Annotated in this window: 16 protein-coding genes; 5 read left to right on the top strand and 11 right to left on the bottom strand. The window is 65.2% G+C overall.

Features of this window, described 5'->3' with window-relative positions; translation table 11 throughout:
• Positions 1-47 precede the first annotated feature (47 nt).
• Positions 48-1460, top strand: coding sequence for a fatty acid desaturase (locus GOSPT_RS19575; protein WP_005208341.1), 1413 nt, complete (start codon positions 48-50; stop codon positions 1458-1460).
• Positions 1461-1477: 17 nt separating this feature from the next.
• Here GOSPT_RS19575 and GOSPT_RS19570 read toward each other — a convergent pair whose 3' ends face one another.
• Positions 1478-2674 carry a PucR family transcriptional regulator gene (locus GOSPT_RS19570; protein ID WP_005208340.1) on the bottom strand — a complete coding sequence of 399 codons (1197 nt, stop codon included), beginning with the start codon at positions 2672-2674 and terminating at the stop codon, positions 1478-1480.
• Between the two features lie 139 nt (positions 2675-2813).
• Here GOSPT_RS19570 and GOSPT_RS19565 point away from each other — a divergent pair, with 139 nt between their 5' ends.
• Together GOSPT_RS19565 and GOSPT_RS19560 are read left to right on the top strand one after the other, a co-directional pair.
• Positions 2814-3008, top strand: a complete 195-nt coding sequence (locus tag GOSPT_RS19565; RefSeq protein ID WP_005208339.1) for a ferredoxin — start codon at positions 2814-2816, stop codon at positions 3006-3008.
• Between the two features lie 8 nt (positions 3009-3016).
• On the top strand, positions 3017-4201 hold the full coding sequence (locus GOSPT_RS19560) for an NAD(P)/FAD-dependent oxidoreductase (protein ID WP_005208338.1): 1185 nt from the start codon (positions 3017-3019) through the stop codon (positions 4199-4201).
• On the opposite strand, the gene GOSPT_RS19555 is transcribed toward GOSPT_RS19560, so the two are convergent.
• From GOSPT_RS19555 to GOSPT_RS19530, 6 genes are all read right to left on the bottom strand, one after another.
• Positions 4093-5205: a hypothetical protein gene (locus GOSPT_RS19555; protein WP_005208337.1), complete on the bottom strand. Its 1113-nt coding sequence runs from the start codon at positions 5203-5205 to the stop codon at positions 4093-4095. The genes GOSPT_RS19560 and GOSPT_RS19555 overlap by 109 nt on opposite strands.
• Before the next feature lie 113 nt (positions 5206-5318).
• Complete coding sequence (locus tag GOSPT_RS19550) at positions 5319-6398, bottom strand: ABC transporter substrate-binding protein (RefSeq protein ID WP_005208336.1); 1080 nt, start codon at positions 6396-6398, stop codon at positions 5319-5321.
• 67 nt (positions 6399-6465) lie between these two features.
• Positions 6466-7359 (bottom strand): ABC transporter permease, encoded by an 894-nt coding sequence (locus tag GOSPT_RS19545; protein ID WP_005208335.1) that lies wholly within the window; start codon positions 7357-7359, stop codon positions 6466-6468.
• The gene (locus GOSPT_RS19540; RefSeq protein WP_039856738.1) at positions 7356-8165 is read right to left on the bottom strand and encodes an ABC transporter permease; all 810 of its coding nucleotides are present in this window, start codon (positions 8163-8165) and stop codon (positions 7356-7358) included. The genes GOSPT_RS19545 and GOSPT_RS19540 overlap by 4 nt, the downstream gene beginning before the upstream one ends.
• Positions 8158-9072, bottom strand: a complete 915-nt coding sequence (locus GOSPT_RS19535) for an ABC transporter ATP-binding protein (protein WP_005208333.1) — start codon at positions 9070-9072, stop codon at positions 8158-8160. Before GOSPT_RS19535 ends, GOSPT_RS19540 begins: the two co-directional genes overlap by 8 nt.
• 87 nt (positions 9073-9159) lie before the next feature.
• Positions 9160-10551 carry a DNA polymerase III subunit delta' gene (locus tag GOSPT_RS19530; protein WP_005208332.1) on the bottom strand — a complete coding sequence of 464 codons (1392 nt, stop codon included), beginning with the start codon at positions 10549-10551 and terminating at the stop codon, positions 9160-9162.
• Between the two features lie 84 nt (positions 10552-10635).
• On the opposite strand from GOSPT_RS19530, the gene GOSPT_RS19525 reads away from it, so the two are divergent.
• Entirely contained in the window at positions 10636-12180 is a 1545-nt protein-coding gene (locus GOSPT_RS19525; RefSeq protein WP_051994077.1) for an adenylate/guanylate cyclase domain-containing protein, read from the top strand.
• A gap of 99 nt (positions 12181-12279) precedes the next feature.
• On the opposite strand, the gene GOSPT_RS23980 is transcribed toward GOSPT_RS19525, so the two are convergent.
• From GOSPT_RS23980 to GOSPT_RS19505, 4 genes are all read right to left on the bottom strand, one after another.
• Entirely contained in the window at positions 12280-12456 is a 177-nt protein-coding gene (locus tag GOSPT_RS23980) for a hypothetical protein (RefSeq protein WP_156527414.1), read from the bottom strand.
• A 396-nt stretch (positions 12457-12852) separates the two neighbouring features.
• Positions 12853-15912 carry a type I DNA topoisomerase gene (gene topA, locus GOSPT_RS19515; RefSeq protein ID WP_005208330.1) on the bottom strand — a complete coding sequence of 1020 codons (3060 nt, stop codon included), beginning with the start codon at positions 15910-15912 and terminating at the stop codon, positions 12853-12855.
• Between the two features lie 212 nt (positions 15913-16124).
• Complete coding sequence (locus tag GOSPT_RS19510) at positions 16125-16727, bottom strand: hypothetical protein (protein WP_005208329.1); 603 nt, start codon at positions 16725-16727, stop codon at positions 16125-16127.
• Between the two features lie 215 nt (positions 16728-16942).
• Positions 16943-17146, bottom strand: a complete 204-nt coding sequence (locus GOSPT_RS19505; RefSeq protein ID WP_005171662.1) for a cold-shock protein — start codon at positions 17144-17146, stop codon at positions 16943-16945.
• Between the two features lie 402 nt (positions 17147-17548).
• Here GOSPT_RS19505 and sftH point away from each other — a divergent pair, with 402 nt between their 5' ends.
• Positions 17549-19924, top strand: coding sequence for a DEAD/DEAH box helicase (gene sftH / locus GOSPT_RS19500; RefSeq protein WP_005208328.1), 2376 nt, complete (start codon positions 17549-17551; stop codon positions 19922-19924).
• The last annotated feature ends 32 nt before the right edge of the window (positions 19925-19956 follow it).

Raw genomic sequence — 19956 nt, 5'->3', positions numbered from 1 at the left:
ATTCTGACAACAGTTCAGAAATACAGCCCGTGTTCAGGAGGTACATCATGGCACTCGAGGCCACCGGCACCGTTGCCGAAGGAAGCACCGCAAGGTGGCGTGATCGCAAGCGCTATCTGTGGTTGATCGGTCTGATCGTCCCGTCGTTCGCATTCATCGCCATCGGTGGGTACGAACTAACCGGGTGGGGTGTCTTCCTGTGGGTCGGTCCGATCATCGTGCTCGGCGTGGTCCCGCTGATCGACTTCGTCGCCGGTTTCGACCCGACCAACCCGCCCGACGACGTGATCGAGGAACTCGAGAACGACAAGTACTACCGCTACATCACCTTCGCGTTCCTGCCGATCCAGTACGCGGGCTTCATCCTCTCGATGTATCTCATCGCCACCGCGGACTGGCCGATCATCAACCGCATCGGACTCGCCGTGACACTCGGTTTCATCGGCGGTATCGGGATCAACACCGCGCATGAGCTCGGCCACAAGAAGGAGAGCCACGAGCGGTGGCTGTCGAAGATCGCACTGGCACAGAGCTTTTACGGCCACTTCTACATCGAGCACAATCGCGGACATCACGTGCGGGTCGCCACCCCTGAAGACCCTGCGTCGTCGCGACTCGGTGAGAGCTTCTACCGGTTCTGGTTCCGCACCGTGTCGGGCTCGCTCCGCAGCGCATGGCAGGTCGAGGCAAAGCGATACCGCCGCAAGGACACTCATCCGTTCCATATCGGCAACGACGTACTCAACGCCTGGCTGATGACCGTCGTGCTGTGGGCCGCGCTGACCATCTGGCTCGGCGTCGGGATTCTGCCCTACCTCGTGCTGCAGGCTGTCGTCGGCTTCTCGCTACTCGAAATCGTCAACTACCTCGAGCACTACGGCATGCTGCGGCAGCAGACCAAAGCCGGACGCTACGAGCGCGTGCTTCCCATGCACTCGTGGAACTCCAACAACATCGCGACCAACGTGCTGCTGTATCACCTGCAGCGCCACAGCGATCACCATGCGAACCCCACTCGCCGCTACCAGACCCTGCGCGACTATCGCGAATCACCCGCACTACCAACCGGTTACGCCGGAATGATCGTCCTCGCACTGTTCCCACCCCTGTGGCGCAGGGTCATGGACCACCGCGTCGTCGACCACTTCGACGGCGACGTCCGACTCGCCAACGTCGCTCCCGGAAAGCTCGACCGTCTCACCCGCAGGTTCCCCATTCCCAGCGAGACGACGCTCGACGAGTCGCTCCTCGACGACACCACGCCCGGCGCAATCAACGACGACATCGCCGCGGCCCGCTGCCCCGGTTGCGGTTACACCTACGAGGTCGCGGTGGGCAACGAACTCGAGGGATTCGCCGCGGGTACCGCGTGGAAGGAGATCCCCGACGATTGGACCTGCCCGGACTGCGGTGTGCGCGAGAAGGTCGACTTCATCCCCCTGAAGGAGACCAGCGCATAGTCACCCCGCGACCCGCCTCAGCCGAGGAAGGCGTCGAAATAGTCCAGCGCCAACACCAGATCGCCTGCTCGCTCCCGAATGGGATGTCCGAGCAGGCGTTCTGCTTGCTGTATCCGGTAGCGCACCGTGTTCTTGTGGATACCAAGTGATGTCGCGACCTGGTCTGCACTGTCGGCGGTGGTCAACACGTAGCGGACGGTGCCGCGCAGTTCGTCGAGTTCCGGTGCGGCGAGTCCACGCAGCACCGCACGCGCGAAACGCCCTGCGGCGTCGGGATCTCCGGTCAGGAGAGTCAGCGCGGCGACGTCCTCGTACACGGTCAGCGCGATATGTCGACGCGGCGACAGCGCGACACGTTGCGCCGCACGAGCATCGCGATGCGAACGGACGAATCCCTCGATACCCTCGGCCGCCTCTCCGATCGCAAAGCGAATCTGCGCGGGATCGACGCCACGCGAATCCCACTGTGCCGCAGTGCTTGGCGCCGCATTCAGTGCGAGCCATCCCCACAGTTCGCGGCCTCCCGGCCGTACAACGGCCAGCCGTGCTCCGGGAATCGACGACGCGAGGCGGACGAGTGACGGTTCGAGTCGCTCGATGGAGTCGGCGTCCATCGCGTGCGCGATGACCGCGACCTGTGTGACGCCGGCGATCGGGTGGCCGCCCAGCTCCGCCGAGAGTTCCGTCGAGCCAACGCTTTTCCCATCGAGGACATCGGCGACCAACTCGTAGCGTCGCGCATCGCCGCGTCGTCGAATCCGCTCCACCTCGTCCTGATACAACGCCACGGAGAGTTCGACCGAGGTGGCGAACCAGCGGTTGGCCTTGGTCCAGAACCACACGAGGAGCGACTCGTGATCGAGGTCCTGTGGCGCATGCCCGACAACGTCGACGGCGAAATCCCACGACGCCTCCTGCGCGCTCTGATAGACCTTCAACAGCACCGGCAGTCCGAGATGGTGCCGCGCGATCTGGATCGACAGGTCTCCCGCTGCCGGTACGAGTTCGGTGGCCCCGTCCGCGTCGACGGCCACGCCGCCGAGGAACGCAAGCCAGTGCTCCTCGACCGCGGACACCAGCACCGGACGGATGTCGGCGGGCAGGTCGACGTCGGCGGTAATCGCGTCGACGGTCGTCGAGACCCAGTCGTCGAGCGCAGTCGGGTTCTGCTGGTCGGCGACGAACATCTCCAGCCACTCGGCGATCTCGGTCATCACCCCAAACTGTCAGAGACTGTGTGATTGCACAGTCGAATGCGTCGGATTGGGTGCGATGACCAGTGATTGTGACGCATCTCCCGGTCAAGATGACAACAGATGGTCGTTCACCAGCCCGCTATCGAAGGAGAGAATGATGAGTCACATCCAGGTCGACCGCCCCACCTGCGAGGGCATCGGAATGTGCGAAACACAGGCCAACGAGTACTTCCAGATCGGCGACGACGGCATCGTCGAGGTAGCGACCTCCGACGTTCCCGATAGCGACAGGACGTACGTGCGCGCGGCCGTCGACTCCTGCCCGGTGTCCGCTCTGCGGATGCTCGACTGAGGTGCGCCGTGACTGAACCACGCACGTCATCTGACACGCGGCCGCTCGTCATCGTCGGCGCGTCCTTGTCCGGGGTACGCGCCGCCGAGGGCGCCCGCGCCGAAGGGTGGACCGGCGACATCGTCATGATCGGCGACGAACCGCACCTCCCCTACGACCGCCCACCGCTGTCGAAAGCGATGCTCGACGCCGACAAGCAACCCGAATTGCCCACCCTGCGACGGGCAGAGAGTTGGGAAGCACTCGACATCGACCTTCGGATATCCACCACGGCAACGGGAATCGACGTCGCGCACCGAAGGCTGCTGACCGATGCCGGCCCGATCGAATACCTCTCGCTCGTACTCGCCACCGGACATCGTGCCCGCACGATCGGCGCACTCGACGGATTCGACAACGTCGACACGCTACGTGACTTCGACGACGCGATCGCAGTCCGCGAAACACTCCGCGACGCAACACGTCTGGCGGTCCTCGGTACCGGCTTCATCGGCTCGGAGATCGCATCGGCCGCTGCCGCGCGAGGCATCGACGTCACCCTGATCGGGACGTCGTCGTTCCCGCTCGCGCGCAGCGTCGGCCCGCTCGCCGGGCGCATGCTCGCAGCACTGCACGAGGACGCGGGCCTGACACTCCTGCCCGACTCGGGTCTGGCGGATATTTCCGCGCGCGACAACAGGATCGACTCGATCCGCACATCCTGCGGGCGTGACGTCCCGGTCGACGCAGTCGTCGTCGGTACTGGGTCGACGCCCGCCACCGACTGGCTCGCGGCGAGCACCGTCGAACTCGATCCCGCATCGGGCGCCGTGGTCTGTGATTCGACGATGGCGACCAGCGCGCCAGCGGTGTGGGCGGCGGGCGATGTGGCATCGGTCGACGGCGCTCCCGGCGGCCACTGGACCTCGGCGACCGCACAGGGATTCGTCGCCGGAGCGAATGCGGTTGGCGCGCAGCAGACATATGCGGGAGTGCCGTTCGCCTGGTCGTCGTGGCACGGTCACCGCATCCAGATCGTCGGCGCCACCGAGGCCGACCTGTCGGGAACGGTCACCGAGACCATGGACGACGGCGGCGTCGTGCTCTACTCCGACGGCGACCGCGTGGTCGGAGCAGTGGCCGTGGACGCGCCCGGGCGGATCGCCAAGCTGCGTCGAGCACTGTCGGCGGAGCTCACCGCTACGCGATCCTGACCTGCCCCACGGCCCACTCGACGCCAACAGATCAGCAGGATCGCCACCGCCGCAACGGCATACACGATATGGCTCACAAGCAGGACCATGGGAGTCGACGGCACCACCCCGGTAGAGAAGAAGGCATGCCACGTGTAGGTGAGGAGCATGGCCGACGCCGCAGCCAGCACGTGACGTTGCGACCACCCGTCGCTGCGTGACCACCACCCCAACGACCCCAGCGCCACGACGATCGCCACCACCACCGTCGTATCGGCAATCCATGTGGTGTCGATCGCCGAATCGAGCTGAAAAGCACCCGCGCACAGAAAGATCACCGCGAACACCCACCACAGCGACGGCGCCGATCCACGTCGAGTCCTACCGCGGCTGATCCACACCGGACGGCAGAGCGCGACGACGACACACGATGCCGCGATGATGAAACACGCGAGCAGCTGAGCCGGAGACGCAAGGAAGTGACCGAACTGCGGATAGTTGGTAGCGAAGGTGAACACCGCGCCGAGCACGACGCAGACCCCGGTCACGATCAGCCCACGCCGGCCGAGCCACGGAATGTTCCCCCGTTGTCCCGCAGCCGCTTCGGCCAACGCGATGGGTGTCGCAATACTCCATCCGACGTGTAGGCAAAGGACGTACACCGTCCAGGTGGTCCCGATACCCAGTGCCGGGATGTACCCCTTGTCGAGGAGATGCGCACCGGCGTAGTCGGGATTGAACAGCGACATCGTCAACAGTCCCTCCTCGACGACAGCAAAAGCACTGCCCAGCAGGAGAATTGACGGCCAACACAACCCGCGACGCCGCACGACCTCTCGGATGAGTACGGCGCTTCCGCCGTACCACAACGCCAACGGGATGATCGCGAAGATCATGGTCAGGGGGAAGTCACCGAGAAAGAACTCGGCGACGAGCGGGGCGAGGAAGAAGAGACCGAGCGCCGGATTCCGTAGCCAACTGGGGACAGCGACGCGCCGTGAGGATGTGTCGGTGAGAGTGGACATACAGCGATCATCTCGCCGGGTGATCGGCAGCACCCATGCCATTCGTCATCGAATCCGGTGACATATGTCAGGGGCGGCGAACGCATCGCGCGCTCGCCGCCCCCAGGGGGAGATCAGGCCTTGATCAGATCCGGGTTCTCCTTGTAGACCTCGTTGATCAGCGACATGTCGAAGATCTGCGCGGGCTTGAGGGTGTAGCCCGCCTTGCCCAGCGCCTCGATGTTCTGTGCGATCAGGGCGTCGGTCATCGTCAGCAGACCGTTCTTCTTCGTGTCCTCCGACACGACGAGCGTGTTCTGGGCAGTCGCTTCCTTGATCTGCTCATCGAGGTTGAGATTCAGGTCCTTGCCGTACTTCTCGACGGCGAGCTTCGCCGAACCCGCGGGATCGGCGACGGCGTCGTTCCAACCCTGCACCTCGGCCTTGAGGAACGCCTTGAGCTTGTCGCGCTCGTTGTCGATGGTCTCCTGCTTCACCACGAGTGTCTCGGCGACCAGTGGGAGTCCGAAGTCGGCGAAGAGGAAGTTGGTGTTGGCAAAACCGCTCTCGGCCAACGTGATCGGCTCGTTGGTCACGTAGGCGACCCAGCCGTCGACCTCGCCCTTGGTGAGCGGCGTCGGGTCGTATTGCACCGAGATCTTCTGGACGTCGGACTCTTTCATCCCGTTGGCGGTGAGCAGTGCCTTGAACACATTCTCGTTGGACGCCTGCACGCCGATCTTCTTGCCCGCCATGTCCTGTGGTGTTTTGATCGGCTTCTCGGCCGACGACACGATGCAGAACGGATTCTTCTGGTAGGTGGCCGCGACAGTCATCAGTTTGGCGCCCTGCAGGATCACCGGCGCGGTGAGCTGCGGTGCGGTGGTACCGATCCACACCTTGTTCGACGTCAGGCCGGTCTCGACACCGGTACCCGCGCCGCCACCGGTGATCAACTCAGGCGTGCCCAGACCACCCGCCTTGTAGTACCCCTTCTCCAAAGCCCAGTATTCCCCGGCGAACTCGATGTTCTTCTGCCACGAGAGCTGCACCTTGGGATTGTCCGACGACGCCCCGCCGGACGAGCTACTGCCACTACTGCAGGCCGCGAGCGCCCCGGACACGCCCAGTGCACCCGCGGCACCGCCCGCAAGGAGCGAGTACCGAAGAAATGCGCGACGATCGAGTCCGCCGCTACGCACGGAATTACTCATTGGGTGTTCTTCCTTTCAGGTGGATCGGGCGAGGATCACCCGACCGGGCTGGCCACGATCAGCAGCCTCAGTTCTGCTGCATACCCATCTGGGCCAGGACAATTGATTCGATGACGCCGACGATCGCGTAGAGGATGATCGACGCAACGGTGATGACGAGCACCGATGCCCACAACTCGTTGTATGCCGCCGCGGGGAGCGCTTGCTGCAGCGTTGCACCGAGTCCCTTGTTGGTTCCGAGCCATTCGGCGACGGTCGCACCGACGAGCGCACCGGGAACCGAGATCTTGGCGGCACTGAACAACGAGGGAACCGCCGACGGAATCGCGGAGCGTCGCAACGCAGTCCATCGATTACCGCCGTACACGGCGATCACGTCGTTGATCTGTGTGGGCGCGTTCGCCAGGCCGGTCATGATCATGACGAGCGCGGGAAAGAACACCACGATCCCACCCATCACGGCGACCACCCCGATCCCCCGCCCGACGACGAGTGTGATCAGCGGTGTCATCGCGACCAACGGCACCGAGCGAAGGAGCATCGCTATCGGCATGAATGTCTGTGCGGCAGGCCGTGATACGACGAACAGTGCCGCAACGAGCAGCGCAGCGGTCATTCCCACGACGAAGCCGATCGCGGCGTCGGTCAGGGTGATCGCAAGATTGTCGAAGATCTCCGACCTCGCGTCCGCAGCGCCCGGCTCGGTGAACAGATACTGGAACACCTGAACCGGGGTGCGGCCGATGATCGGCCCGATGTCGGGGAAGGCGAGCAGGAACAGCCACCAGATCACCAGAATCAACACGAACGACGTGACAAGCGATCCGAGGAACTTGGTGATCTGCCAGAGCAGCGCTCCGATGTTCGGGCCTGTCGCAACGCTTTCCGGAAGTCCGTCCGACGATGTAGGTGCGTCGGCGACCACCACGTCGGCCGTCGAATCGGTTGTGGGAGCGCTCATCCGAACACCTCCTTGCCCGCGGCCCACCGCGTCGCGAATCGGGCGACGACTGCGACGATCGCGTAGCCGACGCCGGCGACGGCACCACAGATCAGCGCTATCGCCCACACCTGCGGGATGTCGCCGCGCTGCTGCGCCACGATCATCGCAGGACCGGCGCCCTTGTCCGGCATCGCGAGGAACTCTCCGAGAACCGCACCGAGAATCGCAGCCGGTGCCGCTATCTTGATGGCGGCCAACGTGTTCGGGAGCGCAGCCTCGATCCGCACGCGCCGCAACTGCGACCATCGACCGCCGCCGTAGACGCGGATCAGGTCGAGGCTCGCCTTGTTCGGAGAACGCAGCCCGCTGAGCGTTCCGATCATCGTCGTGAAGAACACCGAGATGGCCGCGAGAAAGATGATCATCGTCTGCACCTGCGCGAAGGCGACCTGGATGATCGGCGCGACGGCGATGATGGGTGTGCAGTAGGAGATGATCGCGAGTTGAGTGGCCAAGCCCTCGATCGGGGGTATCACGATCACCAGAAGTGCCAGTAGGATCGCGAGCAGGTTGCCCCAGAAGAAGCCGCGTAACGCCAATTCGATTGTGGACGAGAAGTTCTCGGCGTAGTAGCTCCACCCGGTGTCGGCGATGGTCTGGACGACAGCCCACGGTGTCGGGATCGTTCCGTGGAACCATTCCAACGCTCCGGCGAGCGACCAGAGTACTAGCACGCCGACGATGCCGACGAGTCCCGCGGCCCATCGGTCGGCGCCTGCGACCGTTCGCGCCGACGACGTCCGTTCCACCACGGCGCTAGCCACTCGTGGCCTCGGAGATCGCGTCGGCGTCTGCTGTATCGGGAACGTCCCTGTCGGGTTCGGGCTCTGCGGACTTCGCAGGACCGTCGGCTGCCTTGCCTCCGAACAGCAAGCCAGACAGATGGTCATGCAGCGCATGGAATTCCGGTGTGCGCATCATCTCGGGGACACGCGGTCGGGGCAGGTCGACGGGGACCATCTCCACGACGCGACCGGGCCGCGGACTCATCACCGCGACGACGTCGGAGAGAAACACCGCCTCGGCGATCCCATGGGTCACCATGAGTGTGGTGGCGGGCTTCTCGGTCCAGATGCGGAGGAGTTCGATGTTGAGACGCTGACGGGTCATGTCGTCGAGGGCGCCGAACGGCTCGTCGAGCAGCAGCGCGGTGGGGCGCACGACGAGTGCCCGTGCGATCGAAACACGTTGCCGCATACCGCCGGACAGCATGGCAGGCTTGGCCTTCTCGAATCCGGTGAGACCGACGAGTTCGATGAGATCCGACACCAACGCGTCGTCGGACGGCATGTGTCCGACCTGAAGCGGCAACCTGATGTTGGATTCGACGGTCCGCCACGGCAACAGGGCAGAATCCTGAAAGGCGATGCCCAACGAGTGATCTCGCTGCAGCTCGGTCGGCGACTGGCCGTTCATCAACGCGGTGCCCGACGTCGGTTCCTCGAGTCCCGCGAGGATGCGCAGCACCGTTGACTTACCGCATCCGGACGGGCCGAGCAGCGACAGGAACGAACCCTCCGAGGTCTTCAACGACACGTCGGAGAGCGCGGTGACCGTGTTGGTCCCGCGCACCGATCGACTGGTGAAGGTCTTGGTCAAGCCGGAGATGTCGATGCCGGTACCCGGTGGCCGCTCAGACGCGCGTGACGTCGCCCCCTGTGCAGATGTCATGGATTGCCACGCTAGAAGCGTTGTGTTTCACCGTGATTACCCGGCGGTTACTCCGGGCGCCGAGCGCGACACGTGGCGCTCCGGCGATCAGTTCGAGCGCATGACCTGTCCGATGGTGGCAACCATCGCGTCGACGGCGAACTTCGGCTTCACGTTCTGGTCAAGGACTTCACGACATTCCAGGACGGCTTCGACACAGCGGAGCAATTGTTCCGGAGACGCGTACGCGGCCATCGGAATAGCGATGTCGGCGGCCTTGTCCGGGTGCATCGCGGTGACCTGTGCGCCCATCGAGACGACGAGGGCGTCGCGGTAGAGAGCTGCGAGGTCGACGAGTGCACGGTCGAGGGTGTCGCGTCCGACGCGGGTGGCGCGCGACTTCTGCCGCTTCTCGAGCTCCTTGAGCGCGCCCGCCGTTCCGCGTGGAGGTCGGGCGGTGCCCTTACCCGTGCCGCCGGCGCCGAGGGCGGTCTTCATCTCCTCGGTCTCGGCTTCGTCGCGTTCGGCACTGATCGCCTTCGCCGCGGCGTCGGCCGACTTCACCAATTCCTCCGCGGCCGCGTAGGCCGTCGAATCACGGGTGGCCGCGCGTGCGAGCGCCAGCGCCTTGTCGCGTTGCTCGCGAGCCTCGGGGTCGGTGGCGAGACGTCGGGCACGTCCGATGTGCCCGCCGCAGACCGATGCCGCCCACCGCGCGGCGTCGGCGTCGAGTCCGTCGCGGTCGATCAGGACGCGCTCGATGTCGGCGACGGTCGGCGTTGCGAGCGGGACATGCCTGCATCGCGAGCGAAGCGTGACGGAGATGTCTTCGGGATCGACAGACGGTGCGCACAGCAGGAAGACCGTGCGAGACGGCGGCTCCTCGACGACCTTCAGCAGCGCGTTGGCCGCCTGCTCGGTCAGCCGATCGGCATCTTCGACGACGACGATCTGCCACCGACCGGTACCCGGTCGACGCGCGGCAGCCTGCACGATCTCGCGCATCGAATCGACTGAGAGACTCAGCCCCTGCGGCACGATGTGCCGGACGTCGGCATGCGTTTGAGCCATGACCGTCACGCACGCTCGACACTCACCGCATCCGACGACGTCGGGATGCTGGCACTGCAGCGCGGCCGCAAAGCACGTGGCGGCGACCGATCGACCGCTTCCGGGCGGCCCGGTGAACAGCCAGGCGTGTGTCATCGACGCCCGCGGCACGACGACGGGCGACGGCGTGGGGCCGTCGAAGATCGGGTCGTCGAAGCCTGGGCTGTCGAAGTCTGGGGCGTCGAAGTCTGGGCTGTCGAAGTCGGCAGCGTCCAGGACCGATGCGTCGAGCTCAGCGTCGTCGTGCTCGGCGACGTCGAAGTCAGCGGCAGCGGGGGCGGGAGGTCCCGCGTCGAGGCGTGAGGCGAGGACTCTGGCGGCCGTCGCGGCGTCGGTCAGCTCCTGCGCCACTGCCCGCTGCCCGGTCAGCCGGTCGAAGACATTTGTCACATCACCAGCGTAATCCGCAGTTCGGACACCTCAGCTTGTGGATGAACGTTTAACAATTGCAAGCAGCCAGCTACCGTAAAGGGCGTGGTTGAACGTCGATCCAGGCTGTTTTACGGCTTGCACCTGGCCAGATGGCTTGCGCGCACGCCGTGGCCGATCCTCGCTCTCGACCTGTTGCGCGCAAATCTCGTTGGCGCGCTGTTCACCTTCGCGTTTCTTCGGTTCGGTATGCCGTCGCAGGATTCGTTCAAGTTCAACGACATCACCGCACTCAATCAGGGCATCTTCCTCGCCTATCTCCTCTTGGCGATGATCGTGGGCGGCGCGCTGAGTATCAAGGTGTCGCTGCCGGTGCTCGTGTGGCACCGACGTCGAACTCGACTCGACAACGACATGGCCCGCAAGCGGGCGCTGCGCCTGCCGGTGACGCTGTCGCTGGTCAACCTGGGTCTGTGGGTCATCGGCGGTGTGCTGTTCACCGCGGTCAACCTGACCGTCTCGCACAAAGATGCGTTCATCGTTGCCGTCGCCAGCGCGATCGGCGCACTCGTCACCTGCGTGCTCAGCTTCCTCCAGTCCGAGAAGGTGCTGCGCCCCATCACCGTCGCCGCGATGGCCAACAATCCCGACGACGCGATCGCGCCGGGCGTGACCACACGCATCGCCGTCTTCTGGGTGATCAGCGTCGTCGCGCCGATGGTCGTGATCGTCGGACTGATCCTGCTGCAGCGCATCCACTTCATCGAGACCGACGCTGTCGGGTTGCTACGCCCCATCCTGTGGATGTGTCTGGCGTCGCTGGCGTTCAGTCTGCTGGCCATCGTGCGCGTCGTTCGCGCCATCAACGACCCCATCAAGCAACTCCGCGCCGCCCAGACCCGAGTGAGCGAAGGCGACCTGAACATCGCCGTCAAGATCTACGACGGCTCCGACCTGGGGCTTCTGCAGGCGGGCTTCAACGACATGGTCGCCGACCTGCGTGAGCGGCAGCAGTTGCGCAACCTGTTCGGCCGGTACGTCGGCGAGGACGTCGCGCGCAAGGCCATCGAGACCGGAACAGAACTCGGCGGCGAGGAACGCTACGTCGGCGTATTGTTCGTCGACATCGTCGGCTCGACGCGGCTGGCCGTGAATCGGCCACCGCGAGAGGTCGTCGACCTGCTGAACGAGTTCTTCCGGGTGGTGGTGGCCGTCGTCGGACGCCACGGCGGATTCGTGAACAAATTCCAGGGCGACGCCGCGCTCGCCATCTTCGGTGCACCGCTGAACCTCGACGACTTCGCCGGTCAGGCACTCGCCGCGGCGCGGGAGATGCGCCAGGAGTTGTGGGAGACACTCGGCGACACCGACATCGGTATCGGGGTCTCCGCGGGCAAAGCCATCGCCGGCCACATCGGCTCGGAGCAGCGGCTGGAGTACACGGTGATCGGCGACCCGGTCAACGAAGCGGCCCGGCTCACCGAACTGGCCAAGGACGAACCGACCCGCGTGCTGGGCTCGGCCCGCGCGGTGTTCCTCGCCTCGAGCGAGGAGGCGAAGAACTGGGACATCGGCGAAGGTGTCGAGCTGCGCGGCCGCGGCATCGAGACGCTGCTCGCCCGCCCACACCTGTCGCCGTATCGGCGGTAGGGTGCCACCCGCTGATCGAGCGCCCACCCGCTGATCGAGCCCCCACCCGCTGATCGAGCTTGTCGAGATCACCCAACGTGGTTTCGACACGGCAGCTCGCTACGCTCGCGGCCTGCTCAACCAGCGGAGATGCACCCGCTGATCGAGCGCCCCACCGCTGATCGAGCTTGTCGAGATCAACGCGGTTTCGACACCGGCAGCTCGCTGCGCGCCGCCCGACGGCCCTTCCGCGAGTTTCTGCCGCACCCACCGCGCCTCCGCGAGCCTCGGCCGCACCCGGCCACTCTTCCGCGAGATTCTGCCGCACCCGACCGCACTTCCGCGAACCTCGGCCGCACCCGGCGACTCTTCCGCGAGATTCTGCGGACCCGGCATCGACCTTGTCGTCGAACCAGGCCACCGGTCGACACCGCGCGACGTTCGACGCCGCGCAGGTCCCCGCGCCACCCCGGCCCGCCCGCAGAAACTAGGGGAAAGATCCCTTCCCCCACTCTCTGACCCTTACCCGCGAAACAACCCGGGGAAACGTACACAACCCACGGAAGGATTCCTTCCCCTACTTCCTGCGCCCGCCCGATGACCCTTCCGCGGGCTTCTGCCGCACCCGGCCTGCTCAACCAGCGGAAATGCACCGCTGATTCAGCGCCCACCCGCTGATCGAGCTTGTCGAGATCACTCCTCGGCCGGCGGCGCGCTCTTCTTTCCTGCGGTCTTCTTCGCGGTCGTCTTCTTGGCCGCAGTCTTCTTGGCCGCGGTCTTCTTCGCGGCCGTCTTGGTGGCGGTCTTCTTCGCCGGCGTCTTCTTCGCGGTGGCCTTCTTCTTCGTGGCCTTCTTCGCCGGGCCGCGGGCGCGGCGGTCGGCGAGGAGTTCCATCGCCCGCTCGGGGGTGATGGTCGCGACGTCGTCGCCCTTGCGCAGGCTGGCGTTGGTCTCGCCGTCGGTGACGTACGGGCCGAAGCGGCCGTCCTTGATCACCATCGGCTTGTCGCTGACCTCGTCGTTCTTCTCGAGATCGCGCAGCGGGGGTGCTGCGGCCTGCCGGCCACGACGCTTGGGCTCGGAGTAGATCTTGAGCGCCTCGTCGAGCGTGATCCCGAAGATCTGGTCTTCGTTGGCCAGCGACCGCGAGTCGGTACCCTTCTTCAGATACGGGCCGTAGCGGCCGTTCTGCGCGGTGATCTCGTCGCCGGACTCCGGGTCGGCGCCGACGACCCGCGGCAGCGAGAGCAGTTTGAGCGCGTCGTCGAGCGTGACCGTCGAGATGTCCATCGACTTGAACAGCGACCCCGTCCGCGGCTTGGGTCCGGCCTTCTTCGCGGCCTTCTTGGCCGTCTTCTTCGCGACCGTCTTGGTGGCCGTGCCACCGCCCGCGTGCGCGTCGTCGAGCGGCACCACACCACCCTCGCCACCATCACGAGGGGTCGGACCTGCGGGGATCGTGGACGGGGCAGCGCCGCCACCCGAGCCGTCCTCGTCGTCGTCGGGCGGCAGGATCTCGGTGACGTACGGCCCGAATCGTCCTTCCTTCGCGACGATCTCGTGCCCGCTGACCGGGTCGACGCCGAGCGAACGACCCTCCTGCGGCGTCGAGAACAGCTTCTCTGCCACCTCGAGCGTCAGCTCGTCGGGAGTCATATCCGCAGGTAGATTGGCGCGCTGCAGATCCGGTTCCGCGTCGGGCGACGTCGCAACATTGCGTTCGAGGTACGGCCCGAACCGGCCGACACGCACATAGACCGGGCGGCCCTGCTCGTCGTCGAACAGCTTGATCGAGTTGACCTCGCGGGCGTCGATCTCCTCGAGGTTCACCCCGACGAGCTTCTTCAATCCGCCGTGCTTGGCAATGTCGGAGCCTGCGATCTCGGGCACCTCACCCTGATCACCGCTCGACGACTCGTCGGCCGCCTTGTCGCCGAAGTAGAACTCGGTCAGCCAGCGGGTGCGGTTCTCGTTGCCGTTGGCGATCTGGTCGAGATCGTCTTCGAGCGACGCCGTGAAGTCGTAGTCGACGAGGTTCTCGAAGTACGCCTCCATCAACCCGACGACAGCGAACGCGATCCACGACGGGACGAGCGCGCTGCCCTTCTTCACCACGTAGCCGCGGTCCTGGATGGTCCCGATGATCGACGCGTAGGTCGACGGCCTGCCGATGCCCAGCTCCTCGAGCACCTTGACCAGCGACGCCTCGGTGTAGCGCGCGGGCGGGTTGGTCGAGTGACCGTCGGCCTCGAGGTCGGTGGCCGTGAGGTGCTGCCCCTCGGTGAGCTGCGGCAGCCGCGTCTCGGCGTTGTCGGCCTGGCCACCGGCCTGCTCGTCGACCGTCTCGACGTACGCCGACAGGAAGCCAGGGAACGTGATGGTCCGACCCAATGCCGCGAACGTGCATCGCTCGCCGTTGCCGCCTTGTCCGCTCGCGGTGCCGGCGATACGCAGGCTCAGCGTGGTGCCGCGCGCGTCGGCCATCTGCGACGCGACGGTCCGCTGCCAGATCAACTCGTAGAGCCGGAATTCGTCGGCTTCGAGCTGACCGGCCACCTGGCCGGGAGTCCGGAACATCTCGCCCGACGGGCGGATCGCCTCGTGCGCCTCCTGCGCGTTCTTGACCTTGCGGGTGTACTGACGCGGAGTGGCATGCACGAAGTCGGCACCGTACAGATCACGAGCCTGTGCCCGCGCAGCGTTGATCGCCGACTCGCTCAGCGTCGTCGAGTCGGTACGCATGTAGGTGATGTAGCCGTTTTCGTACAGCCGCTGCGCGATGCGCATCGTGCGATCGGAGGTGAACCGCAGTTTGCGGCCCGCCTCCTGCTGCAGCGTCGACGTCATGAACGGCGCATACGGCTTACGCGTGTAGGGCTTCTCCTCCACCGAGGTGACCGTCATGTCGGCACCGTCGAGAGCTGTGGCCAGGGCCGTCGCCCGCTCGCGATCAAGTACGACGACGCCGTCGGCGCGCTTCAGGTTGCCGCGTGAATCGAAGTCACGACCGGCGGCGACCCGCGCGTCGTCGACCGATACCAACCGCGACGAGAAGCTGCGCGGGGTCGTCGACTCACCGGCGTCGAGCGTGGCGTCGACGTCCCAGTACTCGGCCGACACGAACGCCATGCGCTCACGTTCACGTTCGACGATGATCCGCGTCGCCACCGACTGCACACGGCCCGCCGACAACTTCGGCATGACCTTCTTCCACAGCACGGGCGAGACCTCGTAGCCGTAGAGACGGTCGAGGATGCGTCGGGTTTCCTGCGCGTCGACCAGGTCGATGTCGAGGTCGCGCGGGTTCTCGGCCGCCGCGCGGATCGCAGGCTCGGTGATCTCATGGAACACCATGCGCTTGACCGGGATCTTCGGCTTGAGCGTCTCGAGCAGGTGCCAGGCGATCGCCTCACCCTCGCGGTCGCCGTCCGTCGCGAGATAGAGCTCGTCGACATCCTTCATCAACGACTTCAGCTCGGAGACCGTCGACTTCTTGTCTGCCGAGACCACGTACAGCGGCTCGAAGTTGTCGTCGACGTTGACACCGAGCCGCGCCCAGGGCTGGCCCTTGTACTTCGCCGGAACGTCGGCGGCGCCGCGCGGCAGGTCACGAATGTGACCGCGCGACGACTCCACGACGTAGTTGCCCCCCAGATACCCCGCAATCTTGCGCGCCTTGGTCGGCGACTCGACGATCACCAGTCGTCGGATCGCTTCTCCTTTTGCGGGCGCGGTGGTGCTGGTCTCGGCCAACGGGTGTCCTTCGGTTTGGACCCGCCCGCCGCGTGCCGGTTGGCTGACGGATGGGGTCTCGTCTCGTTTGAGGTTTGTACCTTATGTATAGCGCCATTTGCACATCCGAATTCACGATGGGCGGGTATCCACCACGCAATTCGACGACGCTGCCGCCCATAACGCCTGGTCAACGCTGAATATGCCGAGCGCGAAACGAAGTGTGTCGTTCGTCAGTCGCCGACGTCCGGCCAGTCCGCACGCGCTCCCGCGAAGTGCGGCGCCTCGCCGACGTACTCGCAGAGACGAGCGAGTCGACGACGACCCGAGATCCGCAATGCGGGCGAATGGATTCGCGTGCCAACAAGAGTAGGTGCAATCCCGGTCCGCATCAGCGCAGTCGCGAGTTGGGCATGGGTATCGGGAGCATGTGGATCGAGTCCGAGCTGGTAGTGCCCGGCATCCGACGATCCCGCGGCGATCGTCCAGAGTCGCAGCGCACGAGGACCGGGAACCCAGCCTGCGGGAACAGCCTTGACCGCACCACGCGACCAGGTGGCGTGCAGGGCGTCGAGCAGCGGTGTGAGTGCGCTGCGTGCGAGCGGATTACCCTCGTCGGACTCGGTGAGCTCGGTGTCGACGCCGCAGGCCTTCATCTCCTCGACCACTGCCGCCGCGCGCCACGGCGCGGTCAGCACGATCGATACGCGCGTACCACCCGCAGCCGACCCGCTACCTGCGACGCGCGACGATTGTCCGTGCGCTGCGAGAAGGCCGCCGAGGTCGTCGAGCGACGGCTCGTCGAGTTCGGCAGAGAAGAACGCCAGTTGGCCCACGCACCAGACAATACTGGTGCCTTGCCTACTGGGACATCGAACAGAGGGACGTCGAACACCAGGACGTCGAACAGAGGGACACCGAACAGAGGGACGCCGAACGCCGGGTCACCGATTGGCGTCGACGGCAAAGGAAGGCTGACAGACGAACGCTCCCGCCCTCGAAAGAGGACGGGAGCGTTGCATCGATCAAGCTCGTCTGTTGAGCCGAAGTCTCAGACGGCGCGGACGCCGGTCGCCTGCGGACCCTTGGTGCCCTGTCCGACCTCGAACTCCACGCGCTGGTTCTCCTCGAGGGTACGGAAGCCGTTGCCCTGGATCTCCGAGTAGTGGACGAACACGTCGTCATTGCCCTCATCGGGAGCAATAAAGCCGAAGCCCTTCTCCGCGTTGAACCACTTCACAGTCCCCTGTGCCATTCCTGCAATCCTTTACATACATTCAAACTGTCCCGACACGCTGGTCACGTGTCGCGGCCGGTCGTACCGCCATACCTCGGAGAACGCCGATGGGAGAGTTCGTGGACGAACACCATTCGGCCTGACAACTTCAGTACCACGGCTGCAACCCGATCCCGCGCGATCACCGCAATCAGCGATGGCCGCCCGGGAGCTGCGGCCAAACTCAGTCAATCATGTTCGAGGCGACTTGGATAGTCGTCGCAATCACTCTGAGCCAAAACCACCCGATTTTTCGACGTTCGAGACCGAAAGGTAACATCGTATGCAAGGAAAACCTGCTGGCTATAGGACATAATCACGCACTCGCACCGATTGGGGCCTCGCGCGCCGAGATCGCCCGGTCACCACGACATTTCGTCTATGCACCACTCCACGTTCGGCACCGAACTTCTTCGTCGCTCACTGGCCGGAACAGATCCGGACTCCAGTCCGGTAACTCATCTCTCGGTAATCGATTCCCGCTCAGCAACTTTCGCGTCCTGGCCCGATTGGATTTCGAACGAGGTCCGTGCCGCTCTCGTCGATAGTGGAATCGAACGACCGTGGATTCATCAGACCGAGGCCGCCGACCACGCATTCGCAGGCCGACATGTATCGATTGCCACCGGAACCGCATCTGGCAAATCGTTGTCGTACCAAATGCCAATTCTGACGACGCTTCTCGCCGAACCACACTCGACCGCACTGTATCTCAGCCCGACTAAAGCTCTCGGTGCCGATCAACTCAAGGCGCTCACGTCGATCATCTCCGGACGCCGCGACTTTTCTCACCTCCAGCCGTGCGCGTACGACGGCGACACCGATTCCGAGATCCGACAGTGGGCTCGAGCACATTCGCGGTGGATCTTCACGAATCCCGACATGTTGCATTTGGGAATACTGACCGGTGTCGCCACGCCCGGCACACACGCCGGCGGCCCGTCGCGCGGCCAATGGCGACAATTCTTCGCGCACCTGCGATACATCGTCGTCGACGAATGTCACCACTACCGTGGGGTGTTCGGCTCCAACACCGCGATGGTGCTGCGTCGACTCTTACGTCTGGCACGTGCGTGCGGTTCGGAGCCGACGGTGATCGCGGCCAGTGCGACAGTCGCCGATCCCGCCGCCGCGCTCGAACGACTCATCGGCGAACCCGCGGTCGGGGTCACACACGACGGGTCGCCGCGTGGCGAGCGGACCGTCGCCCTATGGGAACCCGATTTCGTACCGGGCGTAACCGGCGAGAACGACGCTCCGGTACGGCGATCCGCGGATGCAGAGGCGTCCCGTCTGTTGGCCGACTTCGTCGTCGAGGGCGCTCGCACACTGTGTTTCGGACGCAGCAGACGCGGCGTCGAGATTGCGGCACTGCGGGCTCGTGATCTGTTGTCGCACAGCGCTCCCGACCTCGTCGACAAAGTGGCCGCGTATCGCGCGGGGTATCTCGCCGATGATCGGCGTCGACTCGAGGCCGCCATCTCCGATGGCAGGCTCGTCGGGGTGACGACGACCAACGCACTCGAACTCGGCGTCGACATCACCGGACTCGACGCGGTGATCATCGCGGGCTACCCCGGAACCATCGCCTCGTTCTGGCAGCAGGCGGGACGTGCTGGGCGCCAACGTGAATCCGGCGATGCGCTCGTCGTACTGATCGCACGCGACGACCCGCTCGACACCTATCTGGTCCACCATCCAGACGCGCTGCTCGCCACGCCGGTCGAGGCGCCGGTCATCGATCCGACCAACCCGTACATCCTCGCGCCGCATCTGCTGTGCGCGGCGACCGAGTACCCGTTGGGGGACAACGAGATCGAGCGCTGGGGCGCGCGCGACGCCGTGCAGCAACTCGCCGCCGACGGCCTACTCCGCAAACGGAAGGCGGGCTGGTATCCGGCCGCGGGCGTAGAACCCCACGGCGACATAGACATTCGCGGCGGAATCGGCGGGCAGGTGCTCATCGTCGACGCAACGACGTCGGAACTACTCGGGACCGTCGACGCCGGTCGCGCCCCCGCGACGGTGCATCCCGGAGCGGTACACATCCACCAGGGCGAGAGCTACGTCGTCGACGAACTCGATCTCGACGAGGGACTCGCGCTGGCTCATCCCGAGGAGCCGGATTGGACGACGTCTGCGCGTGAGACCACAGACGTATCGGTGACGTCGGTCGTCTCGTCGAACACCTACGGGCCGCTGTCAGTGGCGTTCGTCGATGTCGACGTCAGCCATCAGGTCGTCGGATATCTTCGATCACTCCCGTCGGGCGAAGTGCTCGACGCCGTCGAACTCGACATGCCGCGTCAGACACTGCACACGCGCGCGGTCATGTACACGCTGACTCCGGAGTCGCTGGCCGAGGTGGGTATTGACGCCACGCGCCTGCCCGGTGCCCTGCACGCCGCGGAGCACGCGGCGATCGGCATGCTGCCCCTCGTCGCGACGTGCGACCGGTGGGACATCGGAGGACTCTCGACCAACCTGCACCCCGACACCGGACTTCCGACCGTCTTCGTCTACGACGGCTATCTCGGAGGCGCCGGATTCGCCGAGCGTGGGTACGCGCAGTTCACGACGTGGATCGCAGCGACCGCGGACGCCATCTCCGAGTGCGGCTGTGAGCTGGGATGTCCGTCGTGCGTGCAGTCACCGAAGTGCGGCAACGGCAATGAGCCGCTCGACAAGGCGGGAGCCCTGAGCGTGCTGCGATCTATCACACACCTCATGCGAGATATGACGCACCTCGCAAACTGAGTCATTTGTCCACGCCGTTGCGGCGATTTGTC

It is taken from the genome of Gordonia sputi NBRC 100414, assembly GCF_000248055.1.
Taxonomy (GTDB): domain Bacteria; phylum Actinomycetota; class Actinomycetes; order Mycobacteriales; family Mycobacteriaceae; genus Gordonia; species Gordonia sputi.
This window is presented reverse-complemented; position numbering and strand designations above follow the sequence as displayed.

Excerpts from the sequence above, each read along its gene's own strand:
- GOSPT_RS19575 (WP_005208341.1), top strand. The coding sequence starts at position 48 with ATGGCACTCGAGGCCACCGGCACCGTTGCCGAAGGAAGCACCGCAAGG.
- GOSPT_RS19570 (WP_005208340.1), bottom strand. The coding sequence starts at position 2,674 with ATGACCGAGATCGCCGAGTGGCTGGAGATGTTCGTCGCCGACCAGCAG.
- GOSPT_RS19565 (WP_005208339.1), top strand. The coding sequence starts at position 2,814 with ATGAGTCACATCCAGGTCGACCGCCCCACCTGCGAGGGCATCGGAATG.
- GOSPT_RS19555 (WP_005208337.1), bottom strand. The coding sequence starts at position 5,205 with ATGTCCACTCTCACCGACACATCCTCACGGCGCGTCGCTGTCCCCAGT.
- GOSPT_RS19550 (WP_005208336.1), bottom strand. The coding sequence starts at position 6,398 with ATGAGTAATTCCGTGCGTAGCGGCGGACTCGATCGTCGCGCATTTCTT.
- GOSPT_RS19545 (WP_005208335.1), bottom strand. The coding sequence starts at position 7,359 with ATGAGCGCTCCCACAACCGATTCGACGGCCGACGTGGTGGTCGCCGAC.
- GOSPT_RS19535 (WP_005208333.1), bottom strand. The coding sequence starts at position 9,072 with ATGACATCTGCACAGGGGGCGACGTCACGCGCGTCTGAGCGGCCACCG.
- GOSPT_RS19505 (WP_005171662.1), bottom strand. The coding sequence starts at position 17,146 with ATGGCACAGGGGACTGTGAAGTGGTTCAACGCGGAGAAGGGCTTCGGC.
- sftH (WP_005208328.1), top strand. The coding sequence starts at position 17,549 with ATGCACCACTCCACGTTCGGCACCGAACTTCTTCGTCGCTCACTGGCC.